General features: G+C 61.4%; 22 protein-coding genes. 9 read left to right on the top strand and 13 right to left on the bottom strand.

All coding sequences use genetic code 11. The annotated features are described in order from the left end of the window. Positions 1 to 174: 174 nt before the first annotated feature. The 4 genes from A6D6_RS00170 to A6D6_RS00185 all read left to right on the top strand — a co-directional run bounded on the left by A6D6_RS00170 (position 175) and on the right by A6D6_RS00185 (position 4,399). A complete protein-coding gene (locus A6D6_RS00170) occupies positions 175 to 891 on the top strand; it encodes an acyl-CoA dehydrogenase family protein (RefSeq protein WP_159659606.1) in 717 nt (238 codons plus the stop codon). Further along, positions 888 to 2,036, top strand: a complete 1,149-nt coding sequence (locus A6D6_RS00175; protein WP_133491236.1) for an acyl-CoA dehydrogenase family protein — start codon at positions 888 to 890, stop codon at positions 2,034 to 2,036. The genes A6D6_RS00170 and A6D6_RS00175 overlap by 4 nt, the downstream gene beginning before the upstream one ends. Before the next feature lie 206 nt (positions 2,037 to 2,242). Next, positions 2,243 to 3,046, top strand: a complete 804-nt coding sequence (locus A6D6_RS00180; RefSeq protein ID WP_159659607.1) for a crotonase/enoyl-CoA hydratase family protein — start codon at positions 2,243 to 2,245, stop codon at positions 3,044 to 3,046. A gap of 78 nt (positions 3,047 to 3,124) precedes the next feature. After that, entirely contained in the window at positions 3,125 to 4,399 is a 1,275-nt protein-coding gene (locus tag A6D6_RS00185; protein WP_133491234.1) for an MFS transporter, read from the top strand. On the opposite strand, the gene A6D6_RS00190 is transcribed toward A6D6_RS00185, so the two are convergent. Then, the gene (locus A6D6_RS00190; RefSeq protein WP_133491233.1) at positions 4,375 to 4,956 is read right to left on the bottom strand and encodes a GNAT family N-acetyltransferase; all 582 of its coding nucleotides are present in this window, start codon (positions 4,954 to 4,956) and stop codon (positions 4,375 to 4,377) included. The genes A6D6_RS00185 and A6D6_RS00190 overlap by 25 nt on opposite strands. A gap of 164 nt (positions 4,957 to 5,120) precedes the next feature. Here A6D6_RS00190 and A6D6_RS00195 point away from each other — a divergent pair, with 164 nt between their 5' ends. Further along, positions 5,121 to 5,819, top strand: coding sequence for a response regulator transcription factor (locus A6D6_RS00195; RefSeq protein ID WP_133491232.1), 699 nt, complete (start codon positions 5,121 to 5,123; stop codon positions 5,817 to 5,819). 7 nt (positions 5,820 to 5,826) lie between these two features. On the opposite strand, the gene A6D6_RS00200 is transcribed toward A6D6_RS00195, so the two are convergent. Genes A6D6_RS00200 through A6D6_RS00215 form a run of 4 tightly spaced genes read right to left on the bottom strand, consistent with a single transcriptional unit; the run spans position 5,827 to position 9,401 of the window. Next, on the bottom strand, positions 5,827 to 7,089 hold the full coding sequence (locus A6D6_RS00200) for a sensor histidine kinase (RefSeq protein ID WP_159659608.1): 1,263 nt from the start codon (positions 7,087 to 7,089) through the stop codon (positions 5,827 to 5,829). Continuing rightward, positions 7,079 to 8,101 (bottom strand): SAM-dependent methyltransferase, encoded by a 1,023-nt coding sequence (locus A6D6_RS00205; RefSeq protein ID WP_201303669.1) that lies wholly within the window; start codon positions 8,099 to 8,101, stop codon positions 7,079 to 7,081. Before A6D6_RS00205 ends, A6D6_RS00200 begins: the two co-directional genes overlap by 11 nt. Further along, positions 8,098 to 8,874, bottom strand: a complete 777-nt coding sequence (locus tag A6D6_RS00210) for a DUF1295 domain-containing protein (RefSeq protein WP_133491230.1) — start codon at positions 8,872 to 8,874, stop codon at positions 8,098 to 8,100. The genes A6D6_RS00205 and A6D6_RS00210 overlap by 4 nt, the downstream gene beginning before the upstream one ends. Then, a complete protein-coding gene (locus A6D6_RS00215) occupies positions 8,871 to 9,401 on the bottom strand; it encodes a DUF2878 domain-containing protein (protein ID WP_159659609.1) in 531 nt (176 codons plus the stop codon). Before A6D6_RS00215 ends, A6D6_RS00210 begins: the two co-directional genes overlap by 4 nt. A 103-nt stretch (positions 9,402 to 9,504) precedes the next feature. Between A6D6_RS00215 and A6D6_RS00220 the strand changes: the two genes are divergently transcribed. After that, positions 9,505 to 10,065 carry a nuclear transport factor 2 family protein gene (locus A6D6_RS00220; protein ID WP_159659610.1) on the top strand — a complete coding sequence of 187 codons (561 nt, stop codon included), beginning with the start codon at positions 9,505 to 9,507 and terminating at the stop codon, positions 10,063 to 10,065. 81 nt (positions 10,066 to 10,146) lie between these two features. Here the strand turns inward: A6D6_RS00220 and A6D6_RS00225 are convergent, their stop codons facing one another. The 7 genes from A6D6_RS00225 to A6D6_RS00255 all read right to left on the bottom strand — a co-directional run bounded on the left by A6D6_RS00225 (position 10,147) and on the right by A6D6_RS00255 (position 18,137). Further along, a complete protein-coding gene (locus A6D6_RS00225) occupies positions 10,147 to 11,403 on the bottom strand; it encodes an SAM-dependent methyltransferase (protein WP_159659611.1) in 1,257 nt (418 codons plus the stop codon). Beyond that, positions 11,387 to 12,172, bottom strand: a complete 786-nt coding sequence (locus A6D6_RS00230) for a DUF1365 domain-containing protein (protein ID WP_133491227.1) — start codon at positions 12,170 to 12,172, stop codon at positions 11,387 to 11,389. Before A6D6_RS00230 ends, A6D6_RS00225 begins: the two co-directional genes overlap by 17 nt. Further along, positions 12,169 to 13,434 (bottom strand): NAD(P)/FAD-dependent oxidoreductase, encoded by a 1,266-nt coding sequence (locus A6D6_RS00235; protein ID WP_159659612.1) that lies wholly within the window; start codon positions 13,432 to 13,434, stop codon positions 12,169 to 12,171. The genes A6D6_RS00230 and A6D6_RS00235 overlap by 4 nt, the downstream gene beginning before the upstream one ends. Further along, on the bottom strand, positions 13,431 to 14,876 hold the full coding sequence (locus tag A6D6_RS00240) for a cryptochrome/photolyase family protein (protein ID WP_159659613.1): 1,446 nt from the start codon (positions 14,874 to 14,876) through the stop codon (positions 13,431 to 13,433). Before A6D6_RS00240 ends, A6D6_RS00235 begins: the two co-directional genes overlap by 4 nt. After that, positions 14,854 to 15,738 (bottom strand): MerR family transcriptional regulator, encoded by an 885-nt coding sequence (locus A6D6_RS00245; RefSeq protein WP_159659614.1) that lies wholly within the window; start codon positions 15,736 to 15,738, stop codon positions 14,854 to 14,856. Before A6D6_RS00245 ends, A6D6_RS00240 begins: the two co-directional genes overlap by 23 nt. Then, a complete protein-coding gene (locus A6D6_RS00250) occupies positions 15,735 to 16,706 on the bottom strand; it encodes a YbgA family protein (protein WP_159659615.1) in 972 nt (323 codons plus the stop codon). The genes A6D6_RS00245 and A6D6_RS00250 overlap by 4 nt, the downstream gene beginning before the upstream one ends. A gap of 282 nt (positions 16,707 to 16,988) precedes the next feature. Beyond that, positions 16,989 to 18,137, bottom strand: a complete 1,149-nt coding sequence (locus tag A6D6_RS00255) for an alkane 1-monooxygenase (RefSeq protein WP_133491223.1) — start codon at positions 18,135 to 18,137, stop codon at positions 16,989 to 16,991. A 132-nt stretch (positions 18,138 to 18,269) separates the two neighbouring features. Here A6D6_RS00255 and A6D6_RS00260 point away from each other — a divergent pair, with 132 nt between their 5' ends. From A6D6_RS00260 to A6D6_RS00270, 3 genes are all read left to right on the top strand, one after another. After that, on the top strand, positions 18,270 to 18,932 hold the full coding sequence (locus A6D6_RS00260) for a GntR family transcriptional regulator (protein WP_159659616.1): 663 nt from the start codon (positions 18,270 to 18,272) through the stop codon (positions 18,930 to 18,932). A gap of 101 nt (positions 18,933 to 19,033) precedes the next feature. Next, a complete protein-coding gene (locus tag A6D6_RS00265) occupies positions 19,034 to 21,031 on the top strand; it encodes a marine proteobacterial sortase target protein (RefSeq protein WP_159659617.1) in 1,998 nt (665 codons plus the stop codon). Then, on the top strand, positions 21,024 to 21,632 hold the full coding sequence (locus A6D6_RS00270) for a class GN sortase (protein WP_201303670.1): 609 nt from the start codon (positions 21,024 to 21,026) through the stop codon (positions 21,630 to 21,632). Before A6D6_RS00265 ends, A6D6_RS00270 begins: the two co-directional genes overlap by 8 nt. On the opposite strand, the gene A6D6_RS00275 is transcribed toward A6D6_RS00270, so the two are convergent. Beyond that, on the bottom strand, positions 21,604 to 22,743 hold the full coding sequence (locus A6D6_RS00275) for an acyl-CoA dehydrogenase family protein (RefSeq protein WP_159659618.1): 1,140 nt from the start codon (positions 22,741 to 22,743) through the stop codon (positions 21,604 to 21,606). The two genes, A6D6_RS00270 and A6D6_RS00275, sit on opposite strands and share 29 nt — an antisense overlap. Positions 22,744 to 23,010 lie beyond the last annotated feature (267 nt).

Genomic DNA, 23,010 nt, shown 5'->3' on the forward strand with positions numbered 1-23,010 from the left:
GCGCTGGTTCGCCTGGCCGGTCAATACGCACTGGCGGCACCGCTCGGCGAGGCCCTGCTCGCCAACCGTCTGCTCGCCGAGGCCGGCGCCGATATCGACGAAGGGCGCCCCACCATTGCCGTGGCGGACCCGCGCAATCCATTGGAATTGAACCGGGAGGAGAACCGCTGGCGGGTGACGGGCCGGCTGCCGGCGGCCCCCTGGGCGGAACACGCGGAAGTGATCGTCACCATCGCCCGGCACGATCGGCAAAACCGGCTGCTGCTGCTCGACCCCGGCAGCCTGGCGGCGACGCCCGAAACCAACCTGGCCGATCAGCCGCGCACCGACCTGACCCTGGACCTTGAGCTGAACGACCAGCGGGTGCGCGAGTTGCCCGAGACGCTCAGCCCTGAATGGCTGTTCGAAAGCGGCGCCCTGCTGCGCTGCCAGGAAATCGCCGGGGCCCTGGCCACGGTGCTCGACATGACCGTCCAATACGCCGGCGAACGGGTGCAATTCGGCAAACCCATCGCCCGGCAACAGGCGATCCAGCAGCAACTGGCGGTGCTGGCCACCCAGGCAGCGGTGGCCGCCGGGGCCGCCGACATGGCGGTGGACGCGTTCCATGATCCCCGCCGCCAGTCACTGATCGCCGCCGCCAAGGCCCGCTGCGGTGAAGCCGCCGGCCAGGCACTGGCCATCGCCCACCAGGTCCACGGCGCCATCGGCATGACCCGGGAATACCGGCTCAACCTGTACAGCCGGCGGCTTTGGAGCTGGCGTGACGAATTCGGCGGCGAACGCTACTGGCAGGTCCGGTTGGGCGAGCAGGTGCTGGCGCGCGGCGCCGATGGCCTTTGGCCCTTTATCACCGAACTGGGCAGCAGCACCGAAGGAGCGCGCCAATGATCGATTTGTCCTTCCCGACGCCTCCGGAATCACAACAGGCGGAGAGCTTCCGTGAACAGGTACGCGACTTCCTCGCCACCGAACTGGCTGGCCGCGCGCCGCTTCAGCGGGTCGAATCCTGGATGGGATTCGATGCCGGCTTCAGCCGCCGCCTTGGCGAGCAGGGCTGGATCGGCCTGACCTGGCCGAAACAGTACGGCGGCAGTGAACGCAGCGCCTTGGAACGCTACGTGCTGCTGGAGGAACTGTTGGCCGCCGGCGCGCCAGTGGCCGCGCATTGGATCGCCGACCGGCAGAGCGGTCCGCTGCTGCTGCGCTACGGCACCGAAGCCCAGAAGCAAGCGATCCTGCCGCGCATCACCCGTGGCGAATGTTTCTTCTGTATCGGCATGAGCGAGCCGGATTCCGGTTCCGACCTGGCCGCCGCCCGCACCTACGCCGAGCCGGTGGACGACGGCTTCATCGTCAACGGCACCAAGTTGTGGACCACCTACGGCCACGAGGCCCATTACATGGTGCTGTTCTGCCGCACCAGCCGCGACAATGAGGACCGCCATGGCGGCACCAGCCAGTTGCTGATCGATCTGACCCTGCCGGGTATCACCATCCGGCCGATCCACGATCTGTCCGGCGCGCATCATTTCAACGAGGTAGTGTTCGAAAACGTGCGCGTTCCCCGCGACGCCCTGATCGGCGAAATGGGCGATGGCTGGAACCAGGTGCTCAGTGAACTGGCGTTCGAGCGCAGCGGCCCGGACCGGTTTCTCTCCACTCTGTGGGTGCTGATCGAGTTGATCCGCGCTCTGCAAGGCCGGGATGACGATCAGTCCCGCATCGCCGTTGGCCGCCTCACCGCGCACTTAATGAGCCTGCGCCGACTGTCACGCAGCGTCGCCGGCATGTTGCAGCGGGGCGAGAATCCAACTTTGCAGGCGGCCATCGTCAAGGACCTGGGAGCCTTGCTGGAACAGGAAATTCCGGACATTGCCCGGCAACTGGTGGACACCGGCCATGCCGACGCCGCGCACCGGGACTTTTTCCAGGTGCTCCACTACGCTGTGCAACAAGTACCCGCATTTTCATTACGAGGCGGCACCCGGGAAATCCTGCGCGGTATCATCGCGCGTGGCCTGGGTTTGCGTTGAGAGGCGATTGACATGCATGGGCATGCACGCTTACACGCAACACGCTTGCACGCTACTGCCAAAGCAGAGCGCAATCCGGCCCTGACTTCCCGAGCAATCAGACCTTTCCGTCTGGCTCTGGGCTGGCAAGCATGGCGTGCAAGCGTGTTGCGTGTAAGCGTGTCTGCGTGTCCACGAACCACCACACACACGAAGAAGAGCGTTTTATGAGCGAACTGGTTACCTATCAAATCAACGACGGCATCGTCACCCTGACCCTGAACAGCCCGGAAAACCGCAACCCGATTTCCGACGCCGACATGATCGAGGCGCTGCTGGACGCCCTGGAGCGCCTGGAAGCGGACCCACAAGCCCGGGTGGCGATTCTTACCGGTGCCGGCAGTGCCTTCTCCAGCGGCGGCAACGTGAAAAAAATGGGCGCCGCCGGCGGCCTCAACGACGCCACCGCCCCGGTCAAAACCCGGCGCAACTACAAAACCGGCATTCAGCGCATTCCGCTGGCGTTCGAAAAACTCGAGGTCCCGGTCATCGCCGCCGTCAACGGCCCTGCGGTGGGCGCGGGCTGCGATCTCGCCTGCATGTGCGACATCCGCATCGCTGGCGAGCGCGCCTGGTTCGCCGAGAGTTTCGTCAAGTTGGGGATCATTCCCGGCGACGGCGGCGCCTGGCTGCTGCAGCGAGTGGTGGGCTTTTCCAAAGCGGCGGAAATGGCACTCACCGGCGACCGCGTCGGTGCCGAGGAAGCTCTCGCCTGTGGCCTGGTGTCCCGGGTGGTGGCGGACGACACATTGCTGGACGAGGCCCGCGCCCTGGCCGCGCGTATCGCCGCCAATCCGCCGCAGGCGGTGCGCATGACCAAACGCCTGCTGTGGAGCGCCCGTTCCTCACGCCTGGATACGGTGCTGGAAATGTCCGCCGCCATGCAGGCGCTGGCGCACACCACCGACGACCACGACGAAGCCGTGGCCGCTTTCATCGATAAGCGGGACCCGAAATTCAGCGGCCAATAATCCCCGATCAGGGCGCCCGCGCGCCCTTTTCGTTTCCTGCCCGGCACGGCTCGCATGCCGGTCACTGGACGGACTCCGATGCCCCTTCCCTCCGCCGACGCCGGGCCCCGCGTCTATCAACACCCGGGCTTCGTGCCTTTCGTTCTCGCCCGTCTGGGCGCGGCGTTAGCCATGCAAGTGCAGGCCATCATCGTCGCCTGGCAGGTTTACGCCTTGACCCGGGATCCGCTCAGCCTGGGTTATGTGGGTCTGGCCCAGTTCCTGCCGATGGTGGTGTTGCTGCTGCCCGCCGGCGATCTGGTGGATCGCTTTGATCGACGTCTGATCCTGCACGCCAGTTGGGCGGCGCAAGCCGTGTGCAGTGCTCTGCTCATCGTGCTTTCCCTGAACCCGCCGGCTCACGCCGGTCCTTTCTATGTGGTGTTGGTGCTGTTCGGCGCCGCCCGCGCCTTCACCGGCCCAACCTTGCAAAGCCTGCTGCCGCAAATCGTGCCACAAGCCATACTTGGCAAAGCCATCGCGCTCAATTCCTCGATCATGAAGATCGCGGTCATTGGCGGGCCGATGCTGGGCGGATTCCTTTATCCGCTCGGTGCCACCACCGCCTACAGTGTGGTCCTCGGTTGCTTTCTGTTCGCTCTGGCCATGCTTTTTCTGGTGCCGATCCGCTACCGACAGCGCCCTCTGCATTCTGGCGACACCACCTCCTGGCAACGCTTTACCGCCGGTATTCTTTATATCCGCGATAAGCCGGTGATTCTCGGCATCATCTCCCTGGACCTGTTCGCCGTCTTGTTCGGTGGCGTGGTGGCACTGCTGCCGATCTACGCCGATGAAATCCTGCACGTGGGTTCGGAGGGACTTGGTGCCCTGCGCAGCGCCATCGCCCTCGGTGCTTTCGTCATGGGTTTGTATCTGGGAGTACGCGCCATTCGCCAGCACACCGGCCTGGTGATGTTCGCGGCGGTGGCGATCTTCGGCGTCGCCAATCTGGTGTTCGCCCTGTCCACCTCATTCTGGCTATCCCTGGCTGCCCTGTTCATTGCTGGCGCCGCCGACATGATCAGTGTCTATGTGCGGCTGACATTGCTGCAACTGGCCACGCCGGATGAAATGCGGGGACGCGTCAACGCCGTGAATATGCTGTTCATCGGCGCCTCCAATGAGTTGGGGGAATTCGAGTCGGGCATTACCGCGTCCTGGTTCGGCACCGTGCCGGCGGCGGTAATTGGCGGCGTCGGCACACTCGCGGTGGTTGGCTTGTGGATGTGGGGCTTTCCGGTCTTACGCCAGGTGGATCGACTTGAGGACGTCGCGGTGGAGGACGGTCAGAGCAGCGTCTTACGTAAATAGATCCGGCGATAAATACCCTGCTCCAGGCGCCGCTCGCATTCTTCATAGCCGTGATCAAGATAAAACACCAGATTCTCGACCATGGCTTCGCTGATGTAGATATAGAGCATGTCATGACCGGCATCACGAGCCAGCTGTTCGGCCTGTTTCAACAGCCTCCGGCCCAGCCCCTGTTTCTGAAAATCAGGGTCCACCGCCATGTTTTTTGTGAGCAGCCCGACGTCGGTTTCTTCCAGCTCCACCACACCCTGAATACCGAGCCCATCGTCCGCCACCCACACGATGTTCCGCAACACAACTTGATTGTAGTCGTCGGTCATCGGCGCCGGAGGGCGCCCCATGCGGGGAACGAAATGTTGATACGCGCGCAGCACGCAACGGGAAATAGCCGCCGCGTCCTGCCGACGGGCCGGACGTAGAACGACGGGACGGTGCCTATCCATGACGGCCATGACGTGTGAAACGCTTTCCTCCTGACAGCGCCCGGGTCCGAGGTCCCAGACAATGGAAGTTGCACTGTAAGAAGAATCCTGCTCGATGAGAAGAGGTTGTTCCATAATACGAGAAACCCGGCCCAGCCAATGTCGCAATTTGCTTATGCCTGGTGATTCGCGACAGTGGTTTCCGTTCACTGGTGCCGGTTACCCATTCGCGTGATGATGATTGACAACGCCTTGACGCGATCAAGGGCAAAATGGGTGGCCGAAAAGGAGATAACATCGTGAAGAATCTATCTGTTCTTCTGGTCGAGGACCATCGCCAGCTGGCCCAAACCGTGGTCGAATATCTTGAGCAGGAAGGCGCGATGGTGGACTACGCCGGCGACACCAGCCTGGCTCGTTCGTTGGTCAAGGAACACCATTACGACATCCTGATACTCGACGTGATGCTGCCCGGCGAGGACGGTTATAGTTTCTGCCAATATCTGCGCCATGATCTGGCTCTGGATACGCCGGTGATTTTTCTCACCGCGCGGGATCAGCTCGATGACAAGCTGGAGGGCTTCGAACGGGGTGGGGACGACTATATCGTCAAACCTTTCGCGCTTCCGGAGCTGGTTGCGCGGATTCGTGTTCTGGTGCGCCGGGAGCGTCGCGAAGTCACCCCTAATGTACTCACCATCGATGATCTGCAATTGGATCCTGCCCGGCAGGAAGTCCGCCGCGGCGGCCAGATTCTGAAGCTCTCTCCCACCGCGTTCCGAATATTACGCATTCTTATGCGCGAATCGCCCAAGGTGGTGAGCCGTGAGCAGCTCGAACAGGAACTCTGGGGCGACCTGGTGCCGGACTCGGACGCACTCAGAAGTCATCTCTACAATCTACGCAAAGCGGTGGACAAGCCGTTCGCTCACAACCTCATGGAGACTTTGCCAGGTGTCGGTTTCAGCATCCGGGCTCCGCGGAGCGAGAGCGCCTGAGAAACGGTTAACGAAATCGTACGCGCACTTCCGTGCCTTTGCCTGGCTGGCTGGCCACGTCCAGGTGCCATTCGAAACGCTCGCAAAGGCGCTGCACTATGGCCAGTCCCAAACCATACCCGCCCTCACTGGCGGCACCGCGTTCAAACGGCTTCAATAGCCGCGCCAGTTCCTCACGATCCATTCCGGATCCGGTGTCCACCACGTGCACGGCGTCATCGACCACGACCAGAGTAACGCGGCCCGAGCCGCTGTAATTGATGGCATTGCGGATCAGATTGGTGAAGACGATGTTCAGTACGGTCTCCGACGCCTCCAGTGACAGTAATGCTTTTTGCTTCACCCGGAGTTGAATCCGCTTGCGCTCCGCCAGCGGTTGCAGCCGATCGATCAGATTCGCCACGACGTCGTTCACAACCAGCGGCTCCGGCGACACTGGCCGCTGTTCCGTGCGCGCCAGCAGCAACAACGTCTCCACCAGCGCTTCCATGTCATCGACGGTATCCGACATCCTGCCGATCAACGGCCGATCGCCAATCTGACGCTCCAACAGCTCAAGATTGGCACGGAACACCGCCAGAGGCGTACGCAGCTCATGACTGGCATCCCGGGTGAACTGCCGTTCCCGTTCAACAAAACGCAGCAGACGGTCCGCATAAGCATCCAGCGCGGCGATCAACACCGAGGCTTCGCTGCCCGGCTCCGCTTCCACCTGGGAAAAATCCGGCCGTGCCTGCTGCGGATCAAGCACATTGGTATGACGCAGTGTTTCCGACAATCGAACCAGCGGCGACACTAACGCTCTGGACTTCCTCCAACCCAGAAAGGAGGTCAGGTAAATCACCAGCAATACGCCGGTCAAAGGCAGGATGCCAAACATGAACGCCAGGGCGGAAACCCTCTGTTCATCGAAAATCAGATAGAGGCGGGCCTCACCATTATGCTCGATATAGATCAGCGGCTGTTCGCCATCCAGCGTCACTCTCTGATAACCATCGGGCAATGATCTCAGCACCTCGGGCACCGGATCCCGGATCCGCTCATCCACCAGCAGCCCGAGCAGGTGGCGAGTGTTGGGACGGGCGGAACCCGGATCTTGCTGATAGAGCCGCCAATAGTGCTCGGCCTCCTGCATCAGGGCTTCCTTGACCAACACGTTTTCAATGATTTTCGCCGTGGCCCAGACTCCCAGCACCGTGGCCGTGCTGATAAACAGAACCTGTATCAGAAAAACCCGAGTGAGCCGGTGCTGAACCCCTTTACGTGTCATCTTGGTCCCGACAGAACAAATAATGGCCAACGAACCATTCCTTGCCTTCACCATAGTTGAACAGTTCGGCGCAGGCCATGAAAAACATCCGCCAACGCTGTAGCCAGATCACCCCTTCATTGCCGCCGTATAGTTCATCCAGTAGTGGAATCAACTCTTCCCGTTGGCGATCCGTTGCTTCCAACCAGGCTTCGAGGGTACGACCATAGTGGCGGCCATTTATGGCCCAGGACTGTTCCAGGTTGAGCCGATCGGCACAACGGGGCAGCCAATCGAAGGACGGCATGACCCCGCCGGTAAAGAAGTAACGCCCCATCCAGTTGGCATCACCCTCCGTTTCGAAAAGATATGTCAGCTGCCGATGGCAGAATATGTGCACGAACAGCTTGCCACCGGGCTTCAACCAATGGTGAATACGGCGGGTCAGCTCACGATGATTACGCATGTGTTCAAACATCTCCACCGAGACCACGCGATCAAAGTTCCGATCCGGTTGGAACACGGTCACATCCGCAGTGATGACACGAAGATTATCCAGTCCCCGCGCCTTGGCCCGGGCCAGAATCCATTGCCGTTGCGAGTTTGAATTGCTGACCGCGGTAATATGGCTGCGCGGGTAGCGGTCGGCCATCCACAGGGAAAGCGATCCCCAGCCGCAACCCAACTCAAGTACCTCCTGACCATCACTGAGCTTCGCCCTTTCGCAGGAGAGTGACAGCATTGCTTCCTCCGCCTCGGTCAGATCGTCCACGCCATCCGCCCAGTATCCGCTGGAGTATTTAAGATGCCGTCCAAGAATCCGCGAATAGAAGCGAGCATCCACCTCGTAGTGCTGTTCATTGGCTTCTCCCTGTGCCACCGCCACCGGGCCGCCGGAGAGTGTGTCGAGCAGTTGACGCTGTTCGGTTCGGCGGGGCTGTTCCCGCCGCAGACGTTTGCCAAGCAAGTAACGAATACCTTGGCGGACCAGTCTGTCAGGCAACAAGCCGGATTCAGCCAGACGAATCATCATGAGGCGGATCTCCAGGGGATAAACGGACTGGTGGTACGTTGGTAATCACGGTAATCCGCGCCACGGGATTTCAGCGCCTGCTTCTCGGTATAGGGAATGCCAGTGACGAACCAGAGAAACAGCAGCATCAGTACCGGCAGGCCCCACAGCCAGACGCCACCTTTCGCACCAACGGCGATCAGTGGATAGCTGAACCAATGCAACCACTCAAAAAAATAGTTGGGGTGCCGTGAGTATCGCCACAGGCCGTCACGGCAGGTTCGCCCGTGACTGTCGTCTCGTGCCTTGAAGCGCGCCAGTTGATGATCAGACAACGCCTCTCCACAGATCGCCACCAGCCCGATGGCGATGCCCGCGGTCATCGTTATCGGGTGGAATAGCGACTGGCTGGCAATAACATGGAACGGCAAGGCGAACACCCAGGCCAATCCGGCCTGAGCCCAGAACACCAGGAGGAACACAGGCTGCGCGCCACGCCCCAGTCGTTCACGCATCGCCCGGTAACGGCCGTCTTCCTGCTTCTCGTTGGTCACCCGCTTGAAAATGTGGCCACCAAGGCGGGTCGCCCAGACCAACAACAAAGCCCCCGCCACCAACCTCGGCAACCCTTCACCACTTCCGGCAATGAGATAGGACAATCCGGTCAGACCCGTTCCCATACTCCAGGCCACGTCCACCCAACCCGCGTTCCCGGTCAGCCGCTGAACCCACCACGCCATGGTAAAAGCCAATAACAACAGAACCAGACTGACAATCAGAACACCGGAGATCATCGTGTTTCCTTCCTTTCACGCCGCGACAAGGAGGCCAGAAACGGCACAATTACCGCCCAGATCGGCGCATAGCATAGCGCCATCGGCATCCAGCCCAGCGGTGCGCTCGCCGCACCGAAACGAATCCCCGCGGTTACCGAAAACACACCACCCATCGCCCCGACAACGGCAGCCCACCGCGGCCGGCGCCGTAACCAGGCCAGCGAATAATTAAAGCTCACCGCGAAACCCAACCACAGACTCCATATCCATGACGGCGGCCACCAGGTTCCGCCGCCTGTCACGTAGTGCAGCACTCCCGTGAACATCAAAAACGGCTCCACCAGAACACAGCACAATGCACCGGCCACCAACAATCTCAGATCCGCACGCCAGTTCCGCTCCAGCGTCCACAGCACCGCCAGCATTATCACCACCACGCTCCATGCCGGCACCACCCATTGGCGCGCGGATCCGATCACCGCCACCGGCCATAGCACCTGAAATCCTACGAAATTAGCCACAGTGGCGGCGACAACACGATTCATACACCGCAGCATCCTCCGTGTCTCGTCAACGGCCTGTGAACCAGGCTCACAACGGATTCACAACCGTCGTGAAATTGTAGCCACTGGTATTGAGGAGAACCCCATGAAACGCCTTTTGTGGTCCATGGCCACGGTATCGTTGCTGGCCGCCGCCGGTTGTGCCCATAGCCCGGATTCACCGGGTTATTCACACCTCTATGAGCACGCCCTTGAACAGCAACGCGGTGTAACGCCAGTGCCGGCAGGGGCACTGGAACGTTTTATCGCGCTCTATTCCCCGATCGACGCCCACTATCTGCGCGCCCATCTGGATGAGGTCTACGCGGAACGGATTTACTTCAACGATACTCTGGCCACGTTCTACCAGCGTGACGAGTTGAAGGCGCATATGTTGAAAACCGCCGAACGACTTAATGATATGCGGCTGCGCATCCGTAAGATCTGGCGGGACGACGATGATGTTTTCCTGCAATGGATCATGGAAACCCGCTTTACGGTTCTCGGCCGGGAACGCGGCTCACGTACCATTGGCATCTCGCAACTGCGTTTTAACCGGCAAGGCCAGGTGATCTTCCATCAGGATTTCTGGGACAGCAGCCAGGGTCTGGATCAGCATCTTCCCATCATCGGCCCCGTGACCCGAATGCTGCGGCAGCATCCCTGATAGGGCGTCTCTTCCGGTGTCGGCGGAACACTGGCGCCACGCCGCCGCCTCGGGTCTACGTTGAAGAGCCCGATACCGACTTTATCGGTGTTCCAAGCCCAGGCGGATCATGTCACCCCGATAGCACGGCCCGACTGCCAGAAGATGGACGGTACTGATAGCTCTTTCCAGAAAAGCCCCCTGGCAATAGCAAAGATAGTAGTCCCACATTCGGCAGAAGCGCTCATCAAATCCCATCTCCCTGATCCTGGGCAAAGCGGAAACAAATCTCTGCCGCCAGTGCCCCAGAGTACGCGCATAATCATGACCGATATCATGCAGCGCCACGGGAACCAGACGAGTACGACGACGCAGAGCGTCACTCATTACCGTTACCGATGGCAGAAAACCGCCGGGAAAAATATACCGCTTTATAAAATCGACGTTATCCCGCGCATACTCATAACGTTGGTCGGGCACCGTGATCGCTTGTAGCAGCAACATGCCATCCGGTTTGAGCCGGCTATTCAGAATGTCGAAGTATCCGTCCAGGTATTGATGCCCCACCGCCTCGACCATCTCCACCGAAACCACTCGATCGTAAACACCGCTCAGTTCCCGATAATCGCGCTCCAGCACCTCGATACGGTGGTCCAGACCGGCCGTTTTGATTTTCTCGCGGGCGTATCGTGCCTGCTCGCGGGAGAGGGTCGTGGTTGTTACCCGAACACCATGATGACGGGCTGCGTGGATCGCCAGCCCACCCCAGCCGGTACCGATCTCCAGCAGGTGCATACCTTCGGACAAACGCAGGCGGCGGCAGATCAGATCCAGTTTATGCACCGAGGCGGTTTCCAGGTCCACCTCCGGGCCGGGATAGATGGCGCTGGAATACATCATCCGCGCATCTAGAAAAAGAGCGAAAAACTCATTGCCCAGGTCGTAATGAGCGGCGATGTTACGGCGCGAGCCGTTCACGGAATTACGATGGGCGGAATGCAGGACCTTCAGTAGCGGTTTGACCAATAGTGCAGCGCCGCCCTCCAAGGACCGCATTGCTTCTATATTCGCAGCGAAATAACGCATCACCGCCACCAGATCGGGACTGTCCCAGCCTCCGTCCATATAGGCTTCGGCTGCCCCCAGAGCACCTCCGGTCACCATTCGTCTGTAGCAGTCCCAATCAGCGATCCGCAGACTGGCGGCGCCGTCGCCGAAGCGTACCTGAGTACCGTCCGGCTCATAAAGAGACAGGCCGCCGACAGGCAGGGCCGCCAGCCGCTTATGCACCAGCTTACGCGCCACCCCTTGCAGCCAGGTCGGATGCCGCATTACCAGAGCTTTATCCCCGTCCATCATGGCCGTTGTCCCCTCCTCTCGACTCACCTCGCCCGGGATGGGCATGAAACGGCACGCCTTTTCGCCACAATCTCCAGGCTTGCCAGTAAATCCCCGCCATGGTTTTCAAACTCTGAGCGCCAAAGCGACAGACGATTCTCGCCATGGCGCCGGGATCCGCGTTGGTCATTCGCATGTTCAGGCCGGCGGAGAACACCAGCTGATCGCCGTCATGGTCCTCCAACGTTAAGCGAAGGTCGGGAAACAGCGCGTGAAGGTACCAGTGGTAGCGCAGCGCCATGGGAAGAAACGGGGAAACATGAAACGTCTTGGCGTGGGAGGCCGTCAGCCCCTGTTCTGTCCACGCCAGCGGCAACGCATAGAAATGCCGCTCATGCCAGGGCGTATTCCTCACTTCCGCCAGCATCGCCGAGGGATAATCGGCGCCGGGAGGAAAGTGCATATACAGCACCAACGGATTGAACAAAGCACCGAAGGTACGCCATTGCCCCAACATACAAATCCGGCCCGACGACCAGTCGAGTCCATGCTCCCGGGCCTGCTGGCGGACTTTTTCCCCCAGCGGCCGGTCCCGGCCATCGATGAAATCCCGGTCCCGGAACGTCACCAGGCGCCAACGCCGCCCCCACAGTTTCTGCCTCCGCAGCAACCGGTCAGGCTCGTCCACATTGCACCACACCAACCACAGCGGGTAGCGGAACGAATGCACCACCGGCGTCCGGCGGCAATGCCAGACGTGTCCGCGGGCCAGAGCGAAATCCGGAATCACGAACTTCCCCCGGAACGCTCAAACCCGTCAACCACGTTCAGGGCGGACACCACCCCGTCCTCATGGAATCCGTTGCGGCACCAGGCGCCGCAGAACCAGGTTCGCCGTTCGCCGTTGCGCTGCAAAAGACGCTGACGCGCGGCGAGCCCCGCCGGGGTGAACAAAGGATGGCGAAAGGTGCGGCGGTGTAGCACTTTCTCCTCGCGAATCCGGTCCCCCGCATTCAGCGTTACACAGAATGTCTCCGGGGATGTCAGCCCCTGCAGCAGGTTCATGTTGTAAGTCACTTGTACCGGCTGAGTCTCATCGGCCATGCCCAGCATGGCGTTCCAGCTGGACCAGGCACGCCGGCGGCGTGGCAGCAGGCGGGTGTCGGTATGCAGAACCACATCATTGGACTGATAAGGCAACACCCCCAGACACTCTCTTTCCAGCGGGTCCGCGTCCTCCAGTATTTCCGAAACCTGGTCGCTGTGACATGCCAGGATCACCTGATCGAAACGGCGCGGCTTTTCTTCCCCCGCCAGCGTCAGATTCACACCAGCGGCATCGCGGCGCACCGAGATCACCGCGCGCCCGGTAACCCAGTGCGCCGGACAGGTTGAACGCAACGCCCGCACATAGCCGCGGGAGCCCCCGGGGATAACGTACCACTGAGGCCGGTCACGTAACGTCAACAGGCCGTGATGTTGAAAAAAGCCCACGAAAAAACGAGCGGGAAACGCCTCCATCTGCGCCAGTGAGCAGGACCAGATAGCACCGCCCATGGGCAGAATGTAATGCCGCCGAAAGGCATCGCTGTAACCGCCTTCCCGCAAAAACATCCCAAGCGGTTGCTCGCCACCGGGTTCGGTCAACAGAGCCGGGGCATCGCGATTGAAACGCAGGATGTCACGCAACAATCGCCAATGCCGCGGACGGGCCAGGTTGGCGCGCTGAGCGAAGAAGCCCGACAGACCATCGCCACAGTATTCCAGCCCGGTACGTGCATCGGACACCGCGAACCCCATGCGGGTCGGTTGGCGCCCTACTCCCAACAGCGTCAGCAAGCTTTCAAAGTTCGGGTAGGTACGGTCATTGAAGACAATGAACCCCATATCCACGGCGTAATCGCCATGTTCGCGGCGCACATCCACGGTATAGGTGTGCCCGCCCAGTTGCGCTTCGGCCTCGAACACCGTGACCTGATGACGGGCGCCGAGATACCAGGCCGCGGTCAACCCGGCGATGCCACCGCCGACAATGGCGATACGCTGACTCATGCCCCCTGCTCTCCGGCCTGCCGATGCCAGGCGTCACGCGCGGCGCGAAACGCTGTTTCCACACGCTGCTTGACCCCTTCGTGCGGCACCAGCGGCGGCGGATAGTCTCCGGTCAACAACGGCTGCTTCCAGGGCTCATGGATGGTCTCGTTATCGAGCTCCGCCAACTCGGTGACATAGCGTGCGATAAAGCGCCCTTCCGGGTCGAACCGACGGCTTTGTCGGACCGGGCTGAAAACCCTGAAATACGGCGCCGCGTCGGTACCGGTGGACGCGCTCCATTGCCAGCCACCGTTGTTGGCGGCGAAATCCCCGTCGATCAAATGTCGCATGAAGAACCGCTCCCCCTTTCGCCAATCGATAAACAGATGCTTGGTCAGAAACATGGCGGCCAGCATGCGCAAACGGTTATGCATCCATCCGGTGCTGACCAGTTGCCGCATCGCCGCGTCCACCAGCGGATAGCCGGTGCGGCCCTCACACCAGGCGTCAAAATGGGCTTCGTTATCGTTCCAACGCAGAAATCGCGTTTCCGGGCGGAACGGGGCCCCCTTCGCCAATGCCGGAAACCGGTGCAGGATTTGCCGGTAAAAATCCCGCCAGGCCAGCTCACCGATCCAGGTCGCCGCGCCTTCCCTGGCCACCGGGTCCTGCATCGCCATTCGCGCCGCCCGCCAGGCCTCCGCCGGCGCCAGGGTGCCAGCGGACAATGCCGTTGACAGTTCACTGGTGGCCGTCTCCGCCGGCCGGTCGCGCAGTCTTTTGTAATCTTCGATGTGCCACTTAACGAATGCCGACAATTGCCGGGCGGCGGCGTCTTCTCCCGGCTGCCACTGCGCCCTCAATGCCTGCCCAAGCGACAGTTCCGATAATGCCGCCTCCACCCTGCCGCGCCCGGCAAAACGACCCCGCCGTGCCGGCCAGCACGGCACCTCCGGCACCCGTGGGCCGTTTTCCTCCATCCAACGGTCCCAGCGTCGTTTGTACGCGGTGAAAACCGTGTAAGGAGTGCCTTTACCGGTATTCAAGGCTCTGGGCGGTACCAGAACCCCGTCGTCGAAACCATGAATACGGACGCCATCCTTCTCCAATTCATACGCCACCGCTCGATCCCGGTTCAGCTCATTCAACGGGTATTCGCGATTGCAAAACACATCGGTAATGCCGTGTTCGCGGACGAAATTCGTTACCGCCACCACCGCACCATCGAAGTCCCCCCCGTCGACCACATGCAGATCCACGCCGCGCGATGCCAGCGTCTTCCCCAATTCCAGCAGACTCTCCAGCACATACCAGCGGCGCAGCGGCGCCACCTCATGCCGGTCCCACTGCAACGGGCACAATACATACAACGCCAGCGCCGGTTCACCCGCCGCCAACGCCCGCAGCAGGGGCGTGTGGCTGTGACAGCGCAAATCGTTACGGAACCAAATCAGACGCATCGTCTCCCCTCCTCGCCGCCATGGTCGTCGACCAATCCCTCATTGCCTGGGCCACTTCGGCGAAATCTCCCGGACAGCGGGCCAACCATTCCGGTGTCGATAATTCCGAAGTCAGAGCCGGGCCACAGCACCACAGAGCCGGCCCGAAACCCGGTGTGCGCTTCGGCCACCACCTGGCACTCTGACGTCTTACCGGGTGTTCCCCGAGCACCCATAGCAGGCCATCCAGACGGGGATGGTTCAGCCAGGTCCCCAGTTCCGTCCCCGCCACCGGCAACATCACACTCCATACCGGCACTTCCGAAAGCGCGGCCTGAAGCATCCCCGGCAGGGGGTCGCCCACCGCCATCACCAACCATCCGTGTTGACGGCGACTGGGCGTGGCCGCCAACAGAGGGCCGGACAGCTTCAGTCGCAAAAAGCTGTCAAACAGCGTACGCGCGGCGAGACGACCCGGCGTTCGCAGGTGCGACCGCAACGGCTCGCACCAGCCGCTCACCACCTTCTCCAGCGGGTAGTCGCCGGTCAGCCGCCGGAATAACTGTTCCAATCGGCGAACATTGAGGTCATCCAGAGCGGACCAGGCCTCCTCCATGGCCTGGCGCCAAGGGCCGCTCGCCGCCTCCGGGGGCGTTCCCTGTTCCAGAACAGCACGCACCTGACTGATCGGCAGCCCGCGATCCAGCCAGGCGAGGATAGAGTGGATACGAGCGACATCCGCTTCAACATACCGGCGATGGCCCCGCTCGGTCCGGGCGGGACGGATCAGTCCATAACGCCGTTCCCAGGCCCGCAGCGTCACCGGGTTCACACCGCAACGTTGGCCAACCTCCTGGATGGTCAGGGTCTCTTCCGTGCTCATAAACGGTTCCTCAATCCCAGGGCATCCGGATACGGACACAAATATTCCTGGGTCGCCAGATAAGGCTGCTCCACTTTGCTCTGAGCGCTCCGCAGCATCGTCATCGGTACGACCAGAGGCACTTCTTCACGCTGGTAAGCCTCGATCTGCTGATGAATCAGGCGGCGGTCCTCGGTACTCAGTCCCTCGCGCAGAAAGCCGGTCAAGTGCAGCATGGTGTTGACGTGGCTGCCCCGTGACACCCGCCGCGCCAATGCCGGCATCACCCGGGCGATGTATTCGTCGGCAATCACCGGCAGAGGCCGGCGCTTGAGGTCGGACAACAACGGGCCCATCCGCCGGTAGGTGGCCTGGCAGTGCGCCAGCAACTGGAACTTGTGGCGGCGGTGGAAGGCCAACAACCCTTCCGCGGTCACCCCGTTCTCCCGCAAACGACACCAGTCGTCATACACGAATACCCGCTCAACGAAGTTTTCCCGCAGGCCATCGTCGTTTAGGCGCCCTTCCTCCTCCAGTGGCATCAGGGGAAACCGGCGCGCCAGCGCCGACGCGAACAGCCCGCTGGCGTCCCGCCTCGCCACCTCACCATCGGCGCGATAGACGCGGACCCGTTCCATGCCGCAACTTGGCGACTTGGCCATCAATACGAACCCTCGGAGGTGCGCGAGACGTTCCAGCCCCTGATCGATAAAACCGTGCATCAGCGCGGTGAAATCCTTTTCCCCATGCGTGGCGCACAACCGGATCCCGCCATCGATTTCCACCAGCCGCATAGCCTGACGAGGCGCGGGCAAGCCGGCGCCCATCTCCGGGCACAGGGGATGAAACTGGAAGTAGCGGTCCAACACCTCCGTGCAGTAACGGGAGTGCTTATGCCCGCCATCGTGCCGTACCGGACTGCCCAGCAGGCAGGCGCTGATCCCCACGGGGATGCGTGAATCTTTGGTGATTACCGGATGCGCGGTCATGGCCAGGCTCCATTCGCGTTCTTTGATCTGTACAAGAATGCCGTTTTGTACAAGTTTCAGCGAGCGGCGATGAAGGCGCCGTGAAGATCAGTGAACGCTACCGCGTCAGACTGGCATCGGGAGTCATACTCGGGGCGGCGCCGGTGGCAATCCGTGGGGCGGTTTACCATGGGCGGTGAACCATAAAAAAACCCCGGGTACCGCAGTCGATACGGCCCGGGGTCCTGAAGGGAACCAGGAAATGGGCCCGGCAAGGCCGGGCTTCGTGTCATCAGCGGGGATTCAGGCGATGTTGTTCACGCGGCGCGCATTGCGGAACAATTGATCCATTTCCCCTTCATAGTAAGCCTCGACGCGGGGATTCATGACCTTTTTCCACAGCGGCGGGAACAACGCCAGCACATACATGGCGGCGTATCCACCGGGCAGTTGCGGGCTTTCCTCATAGTGGCGCAGGACCTGATAGCGCCGCTTGGCGTAGGCATGGTGGTCGCTGTGGCGTTGCAACTGAAACAGCGCCAGATTGGTCAGCAGGTAGTTGGAGTTCCAGCTATGCGCCGGGGTTACCCGCTCATAGCGGCCGCTGTCCTGCAATCGACGGTGCAGACCGTAGTGTTCGACGTAGTTGATAATTTCCAGGGTCACCGCGGCCACGAAGCTCTGCGCGGCGAAGAACAACACGCCCTGCCAGCCAAATGCGATTCCGAACGCCACCGCGAACAACGCGGAGATGCCGTACCACCAAATCAGTTCATTATGGATGCTGAAGTTCTTTTTACCCTTGCGCTCCAGATATTGCTTTTCCAGCTTCCAGGCATTGAGGAAGTTGTGCTTGATGGCACGCGGGAGAAAACTGTACAGCCCCTGATTGTACTGGGATGAGGAGGCATCCTGCGGGGTGGAAACATGGACATGGTGGCCGCGCACGTGCTCCACCTTGAAGCCGGCGTAGGTCACGGAGGACAGCAGCAGCCCGCCCATCCAGTTCTCCAGTTTGGGATCCTTATGGACGAATTCATGGCCCAGGTTAATGGCGATGATGCCGCCCACTGTGCCAATGGACACAATCCAGCCCAGCTTGCCGAACCAGCTGTAGTCGTTACTGATGAACACATGGCCGGCATAGAACAGCACGCCCAGCCAGATAAAGCCCATCAGAAACAGGAAGAACGTATAGATGCGCTCCTCGCTCAGGGACGGCACCTGGACCTGCTCGTCCGGGTTGGACGGATCCTTGCCGATGAGATAGTCGAGCAACGGCACGATGCCGAAGACAACGAAATAGATGAACCAGGCCCAATAGTCCTGGGTGCCGGAATCACGTCCCACATAGACGCTGAACGGCAACAGCGGCAGCACCGCGGCCCAGAACAGGAGATAGCCCCACTTTTTTATTTTCAACATGGTGTCGGACGACATTTTGGCGAACATGATCGGCCTCGCTAGTGACGGTAACAGTCTTCGATGGCAACGTTATCATGATTAACTCAATTGTCAAACAATTCAATTAGTGACACATGCACCGATAATGGCGATAATTGCTCTCATCAAAAGGAGCCCTTTATGACCTTGAGAGCCGTGAGCCTCAGCGAGCAGATTGCCGATCATCTGGCCGAGCAGATTGTCCGCGGCGAGCGTAAACCCGGAGAGAAGCTGCCGGAATCGGAGTTGGCCAAACAGCTGGAAGTGAGCACCAACTCACTCCGGGAGGCTTTCAGACTCTTGGAAAAGCAACATTTGATCGAACTGCAGCCGCGCCGTGGCGCGCGGGTTTGCGAGGTCAGCGAAAGCGAGGTTCGCGACCTTTATGATTTCCTGTTTCTGCTGCTTTCACGGCTTGCGGCGCAAGCTGCCAGCAACTGGCAGCCCGGCCAGATCGAGGACCTCGCCGCCATGCTGCCGGACTTCCAGCGCTGTTATGACCAGGGCGATGTCCAGGGCGGCCACCAACTGGCCTTCCGGTTCGTCGAGATCGCCACCGATCGTTTCGCCGCCAACCGCTACCTGGCGGCGGACATCACCGACCTGATGCCCTTGTTGAAGCGGTTTTCCTTCATTGCGCTGCAGGAGGAAACCACCGAGTTCGATGTGTCCCTTCGCATTTTCCAGCGCCTGTTGGAAAACGTGCTGGCGCGGGATCCCGAGAAAGCCGCCGCGGACATTCGCGAGTATGGCGAGAACCAATGCCGGATCGTGCTGCGGGCCGTGGCAAAGCGGAAGTTTTGACACGGAACGAGCTCTCCCCACCGCTTCCACACAAAACCCACATAAGAGTCCCATTCAGGCCGTCCATGCTCCCCCCGACCTAACCTGCGAGGGGAACCGACATGACCATTCGCCTGCTTGCCACGCGGCCCGGTGCCGCACTCCGAAACACCCTGCCCTGGGCCTTGTTTTGCCTGGCCGCGCTGCTGTTGTCCGCCACCGCCCACGCCCTGCCCCGGGACACCCCGGCGGAGCCCGGTAGCGGCGTCTTCCTGATGTTCGATGACCAGGGCCGGGAGGTGCCGGCCACCCTGCTATCCTCCGATGTGGATATTGATATCAGCGGCCCGGTCGCCCAGATCACCCTGGTGCAGTCGTTCCAGAATGAGGGTGCGCTCTTCAGCGAGGGGCGTTACGTGTTCCCGCTGCCGGAGCAGGCGGCGGTCACCGGCATGACCCTGACGGTGGGAGAGCGCCGCATCGTCGGTGAGATCCAGCCCAAACAGGAGGCCAAACGCCGCTACCAGCAGGCCAGGAGGGACGGCCATCGCGCCGGGCTGGTGGAGCAACGTCACAGCAACCTGTTCACCACTTCCGTGGCCAATATCGCTCCCGGCGAACGCGTCGAGGTCACCTTGCACTACAGCCAGACCGTGGATGTGCGGGGCAATGACTTCCGGCTACGGGTGCCGATGACGCTGACGCCGCGTTACCAGCCGGAAGGCGGCGAGAGCCTTTCCGGCCCCTTCCAGTCCCCGGATAGCGGTGCCAGCCCCAATATGGCGCGTGTGCAGGTGGAGCTTGATGCCGGCCAATCGATCCTGCCGCCGGACAGCGGCAGTCATGATTTGGACGTGAGCGGCGCCCGTGGCGTCTATCAGCTCCATCCCAGCGAAGGCCTGGTGCCCATGGACCGGGATTTCCTGCTGCACTGGCGCATCGCCAACGCCGAACAAAGCCGCGGCAGCCTGTTCGTGGAGACGGTGAATGGCGAACACTACGCGCTGGTGATGCTGACCCCGCCCTCGCGACCCGCCGCCACCCGCGCCCTGCCCCGGGAGACGCTGTTCATTATCGATACCTCCGGCTCCATGAGCGGCGCCTCCATCCGCCAGGCCCGCGCCAGTCTGCTGGAAGCGCTGGCGCACCTGCGGCCTGGTGACCGCTTCAATGTGATCGAATTCAACAGCGTCCATCACGCCCTGTTCGAAGCCCCAATGCCCGCCGACGAGGCGCACTTGCAGCAAGCACGCCGCTTTGTCGCCGGACTGGAAGCCAGCGGCGGCACCGAAATGCTGCCCGCTCTGAATACCGCGCTGACCATGCCCACTGATGCCGAATACCTGCGCCAGGTAATGTTCATCACCGACGGCGCGGTGACCAACGAGGACGGCATCTTCAGCCTGATTCATCGGCGCCTGGGCTCGGCCCGTCTGTTCACCGTCGGCATCGGCTCCAGCCCCAACAGTCATTTCATGCGCAAGGCAGCGCAGTTCGGCCGTGGCACCTTCACCTACATCGGCAACCTGCAGGAAGTGTCGAAAACCATGACCGACCTGTTCGAGAAGTTGGAGAATCCGGTGATCCGCGATGTACAGCTGACCCTGCCACCTGGCGTGGAGGCGGAAATCTGGCCGCGCCGCATTCCTGACTTGTACGCCAGTGAGCCGCTGCTGCTGACGCTGAAGCTGAATCGCGTTCCCGAGTACCTGACACTGACCGGCCTCACGCCCACGCCGTGGGAACAGACCCTGCAACTGCCCGAAGGACGGCAACACCCCGGCATCGCCCGCCTCTGGGCCCGCAACAAGATCGAGGCACTGAATGACCGGCTGGCGCTGGGCGAATCGGAAGAAGTGATCCGTCCACTGCTCACCGACGTGGCACTGGAGCACTCGCTGATGAGCCGCTACACCAGCTTCGTTGCCATCGAGCGCATCCCTTCCCGCCCGCTGGACGAGCCGTTGATCCGGGAGGACCTTGCCAACACCCTTCCCGATGGTCTGGCCTGGCCCGCTACCGCCACCGGTGTCGACCGGCTCTGGCGACACGCCGCGGTACTCGCCCTCACCGGCCTGCTTCTGATCCTGGTGTTCCGCCGGAGACACCGCCGTGACTAGGGGCGAACGTGGGTTGCTCGGAGCAGTGCTGGTCTTTCTGGTGCTGGTGGTCGGCAAGGCGACCTGGATCGAGGCCAAGGCCTGGGTCGCCCAGGTTCTGATCGCCCGGGCCTGGGAACAAACCCTGGCCGACGGTGGTCACCATCCCCCCTGGCCCTGGGCGGACACCTGGCCGGTGGCGCGGCTGACCGATCACAACGGCAGGGATTTGTATGTCCTGGAAAGCGCCAGCGGCCAGGCCCTGGCGTTCGGTCCCGGCCGCATGGCGACCGGCGATGGCGGCTGGGTGGTGGCCGGACACCGGGACACCCACTTCCGCTTTCTGGAAGGGCTGGCAAAAGACCACCGGCTGAGCTTGCAGAAGGCGGATGGGCACTGGTCCCGTTACCGGGTGACCGCCACCGAAGTGGCCGACATCCGACGGGACACCCTGCAACCGCCGGCGGACCCGCGGGCGCTGGTCCTGGTCACCTGCTATCCCTTCGACGCCAGCGCAGCGGGAGGGCCGCTGCGCTATGTGGTCAGCATGAGAACGGTGGCCAGCACGGAATCCGTGGCCAACGCGGAAACACTTAGCGGCCGAGGATATCCCGGGCAATGATTTCCTTCATGATCTCGCTGGTACCGCCGTAGATGCGCTGAATACGGGCATCCACATAGTCCCGGGAAATCGGATACTCCTTCATGTAACCGTAACCGCCGAACAACTGCAGGCACTGGTCCGCCACTTTGCCCTGCAGCTCGGTGGTCATCAGTTTGGCGATGGAGGCGTTGGTGGTGCTCAGCTCACCCCGGCCATACTGATCGATGCACTGGCTGGTGAAGGCCTTGTTGACCTCAACCATGGCGTGCAGGTTGGCGAGCACGAAGCGGGTGTTCTGGAATTTGGCCACGGACTGCCCGAACGCCTGACGCTCCTGGACGTACTCGATGGTCCGCTCCAGCATGCCTTCGCACGCGGCCACCGCGCTCAGCGCCAGAATCAAGCGCTCACGGGGCAGCTCGTTCATCAGGTTGAAGAAACCCTTGCCTTCTCCGCCCAGGATCTGGTCGGCACCGACGCGGACATCCTGGAAGAACAACTCCGAGGTGTCCGCCGCGTGATGACCCATCTTTTCCAGATTGCGGCCACGGGAGAAACCCGCCGTCGTGGCGTCCACGGTAAACAGGGTCACGCCCTTGGCGCCGGCATCGGGATCGGTTTTGGTGGCCAGGACGATAACGTCGCTGTGCTGGCCATTGGTAATGAAGGTCTTCTGGCCATTGATCACATAGTGATCGCCGTCTTTTTCCGCGCGGGTTTTCATGCCTTGCAGATCGGAACCGGCACCGGGCTCGGTCATGCCAATGGAGCCCACCGCCTCCCCGGTCACCATCTTCGGTAACCAGCTCTGTTTCTGCTCCTCCGTGCCCAGGTGCAGGATATAGGGCGCAACGATGTCGGAGTGCACGGACAGGTTGGACGCCAGAGCGCCGAACCCCAAACGGGAGGCCTCTTCCACGATCACCGCGGAAAGCCGGAAATCGGCGCCAAAGCCGCCGTAGGCCTCCGGCACGTCGACACACAGAAACCCGTTTTCACCCAATTGATTCCACAATTCGCGGGGGAATTTCTCTTCTTTCTCCCACTGGTCATAGTGTGGCGCGACTTCCTTCTCGAGGAACTTGCGGACATTATCGCGGAACAGCTCAATTTCGTTTTGGTCAAGCATGACTCACCTGTTTTGTAACCTGGCCATTTGAAAACGGGACCTTCCCGGCCCCGTAACGGGTACCCGAACCATCCGGATACCGCAAAGGACATACCGGTTTGCCGGAAAGCGCCCTATTCTAAGGTGTGATTCTTCAGGATAACACTTGACGTAACGTCAACCCGAAGCCCTGGCGGTTGCCGCCCAAGCGACATTTTTTACCTATCCTCTGCCTTCCCGGCGTGCCCCCGCCTCGTCCATTCCGCCGATTGTCACTGGGCACGGGTG

The sequence above is a fragment of the Alcanivorax xiamenensis genome, assembly GCF_009846745.1.
In the GTDB taxonomy this organism is placed as follows: Bacteria; Pseudomonadota; Gammaproteobacteria; order Pseudomonadales; family Alcanivoracaceae; genus Alloalcanivorax; species Alloalcanivorax xiamenensis.

Bases quoted from the DNA above. Each gene is read 5' to 3' on its own strand.
- A6D6_RS00175 (WP_133491236.1), top strand. From the start codon at position 888: ATGATCGATTTGTCCTTCCCGACGCCTCCGGAATCACAACAGGCGGAG.
- A6D6_RS00180 (WP_159659607.1), top strand. From the start codon at position 2,243: ATGAGCGAACTGGTTACCTATCAAATCAACGACGGCATCGTCACCCTG.
- A6D6_RS00185 (WP_133491234.1), top strand. From the start codon at position 3,125: ATGCCCCTTCCCTCCGCCGACGCCGGGCCCCGCGTCTATCAACACCCG.
- A6D6_RS00190 (WP_133491233.1), bottom strand. From the start codon at position 4,956: ATGGAACAACCTCTTCTCATCGAGCAGGATTCTTCTTACAGTGCAACT.
- A6D6_RS00200 (WP_159659608.1), bottom strand. From the start codon at position 7,089: ATGACACGTAAAGGGGTTCAGCACCGGCTCACTCGGGTTTTTCTGATA.
- A6D6_RS00205 (WP_201303669.1), bottom strand. From the start codon at position 8,101: ATGATGATTCGTCTGGCTGAATCCGGCTTGTTGCCTGACAGACTGGTC.
- A6D6_RS00210 (WP_133491230.1), bottom strand. From the start codon at position 8,874: ATGATCTCCGGTGTTCTGATTGTCAGTCTGGTTCTGTTGTTATTGGCT.
- A6D6_RS00215 (WP_159659609.1), bottom strand. From the start codon at position 9,401: ATGAATCGTGTTGTCGCCGCCACTGTGGCTAATTTCGTAGGATTTCAG.
- A6D6_RS00220 (WP_159659610.1), top strand. From the start codon at position 9,505: ATGAAACGCCTTTTGTGGTCCATGGCCACGGTATCGTTGCTGGCCGCC.
- A6D6_RS00225 (WP_159659611.1), bottom strand. From the start codon at position 11,403: ATGATGGACGGGGATAAAGCTCTGGTAATGCGGCATCCGACCTGGCTG.
- A6D6_RS00235 (WP_159659612.1), bottom strand. From the start codon at position 13,434: ATGAGTCAGCGTATCGCCATTGTCGGCGGTGGCATCGCCGGGTTGACC.
- A6D6_RS00240 (WP_159659613.1), bottom strand. From the start codon at position 14,876: ATGCGTCTGATTTGGTTCCGTAACGATTTGCGCTGTCACAGCCACACG.
- A6D6_RS00245 (WP_159659614.1), bottom strand. From the start codon at position 15,738: ATGAGCACGGAAGAGACCCTGACCATCCAGGAGGTTGGCCAACGTTGC.
- A6D6_RS00250 (WP_159659615.1), bottom strand. From the start codon at position 16,706: ATGACCGCGCATCCGGTAATCACCAAAGATTCACGCATCCCCGTGGGG.
- A6D6_RS00255 (WP_133491223.1), bottom strand. From the start codon at position 18,137: ATGTTCGCCAAAATGTCGTCCGACACCATGTTGAAAATAAAAAAGTGG.
- A6D6_RS00260 (WP_159659616.1), top strand. From the start codon at position 18,270: ATGACCTTGAGAGCCGTGAGCCTCAGCGAGCAGATTGCCGATCATCTG.
- A6D6_RS00265 (WP_159659617.1), top strand. From the start codon at position 19,034: ATGACCATTCGCCTGCTTGCCACGCGGCCCGGTGCCGCACTCCGAAAC.
- A6D6_RS00275 (WP_159659618.1), bottom strand. From the start codon at position 22,743: ATGCTTGACCAAAACGAAATTGAGCTGTTCCGCGATAATGTCCGCAAG.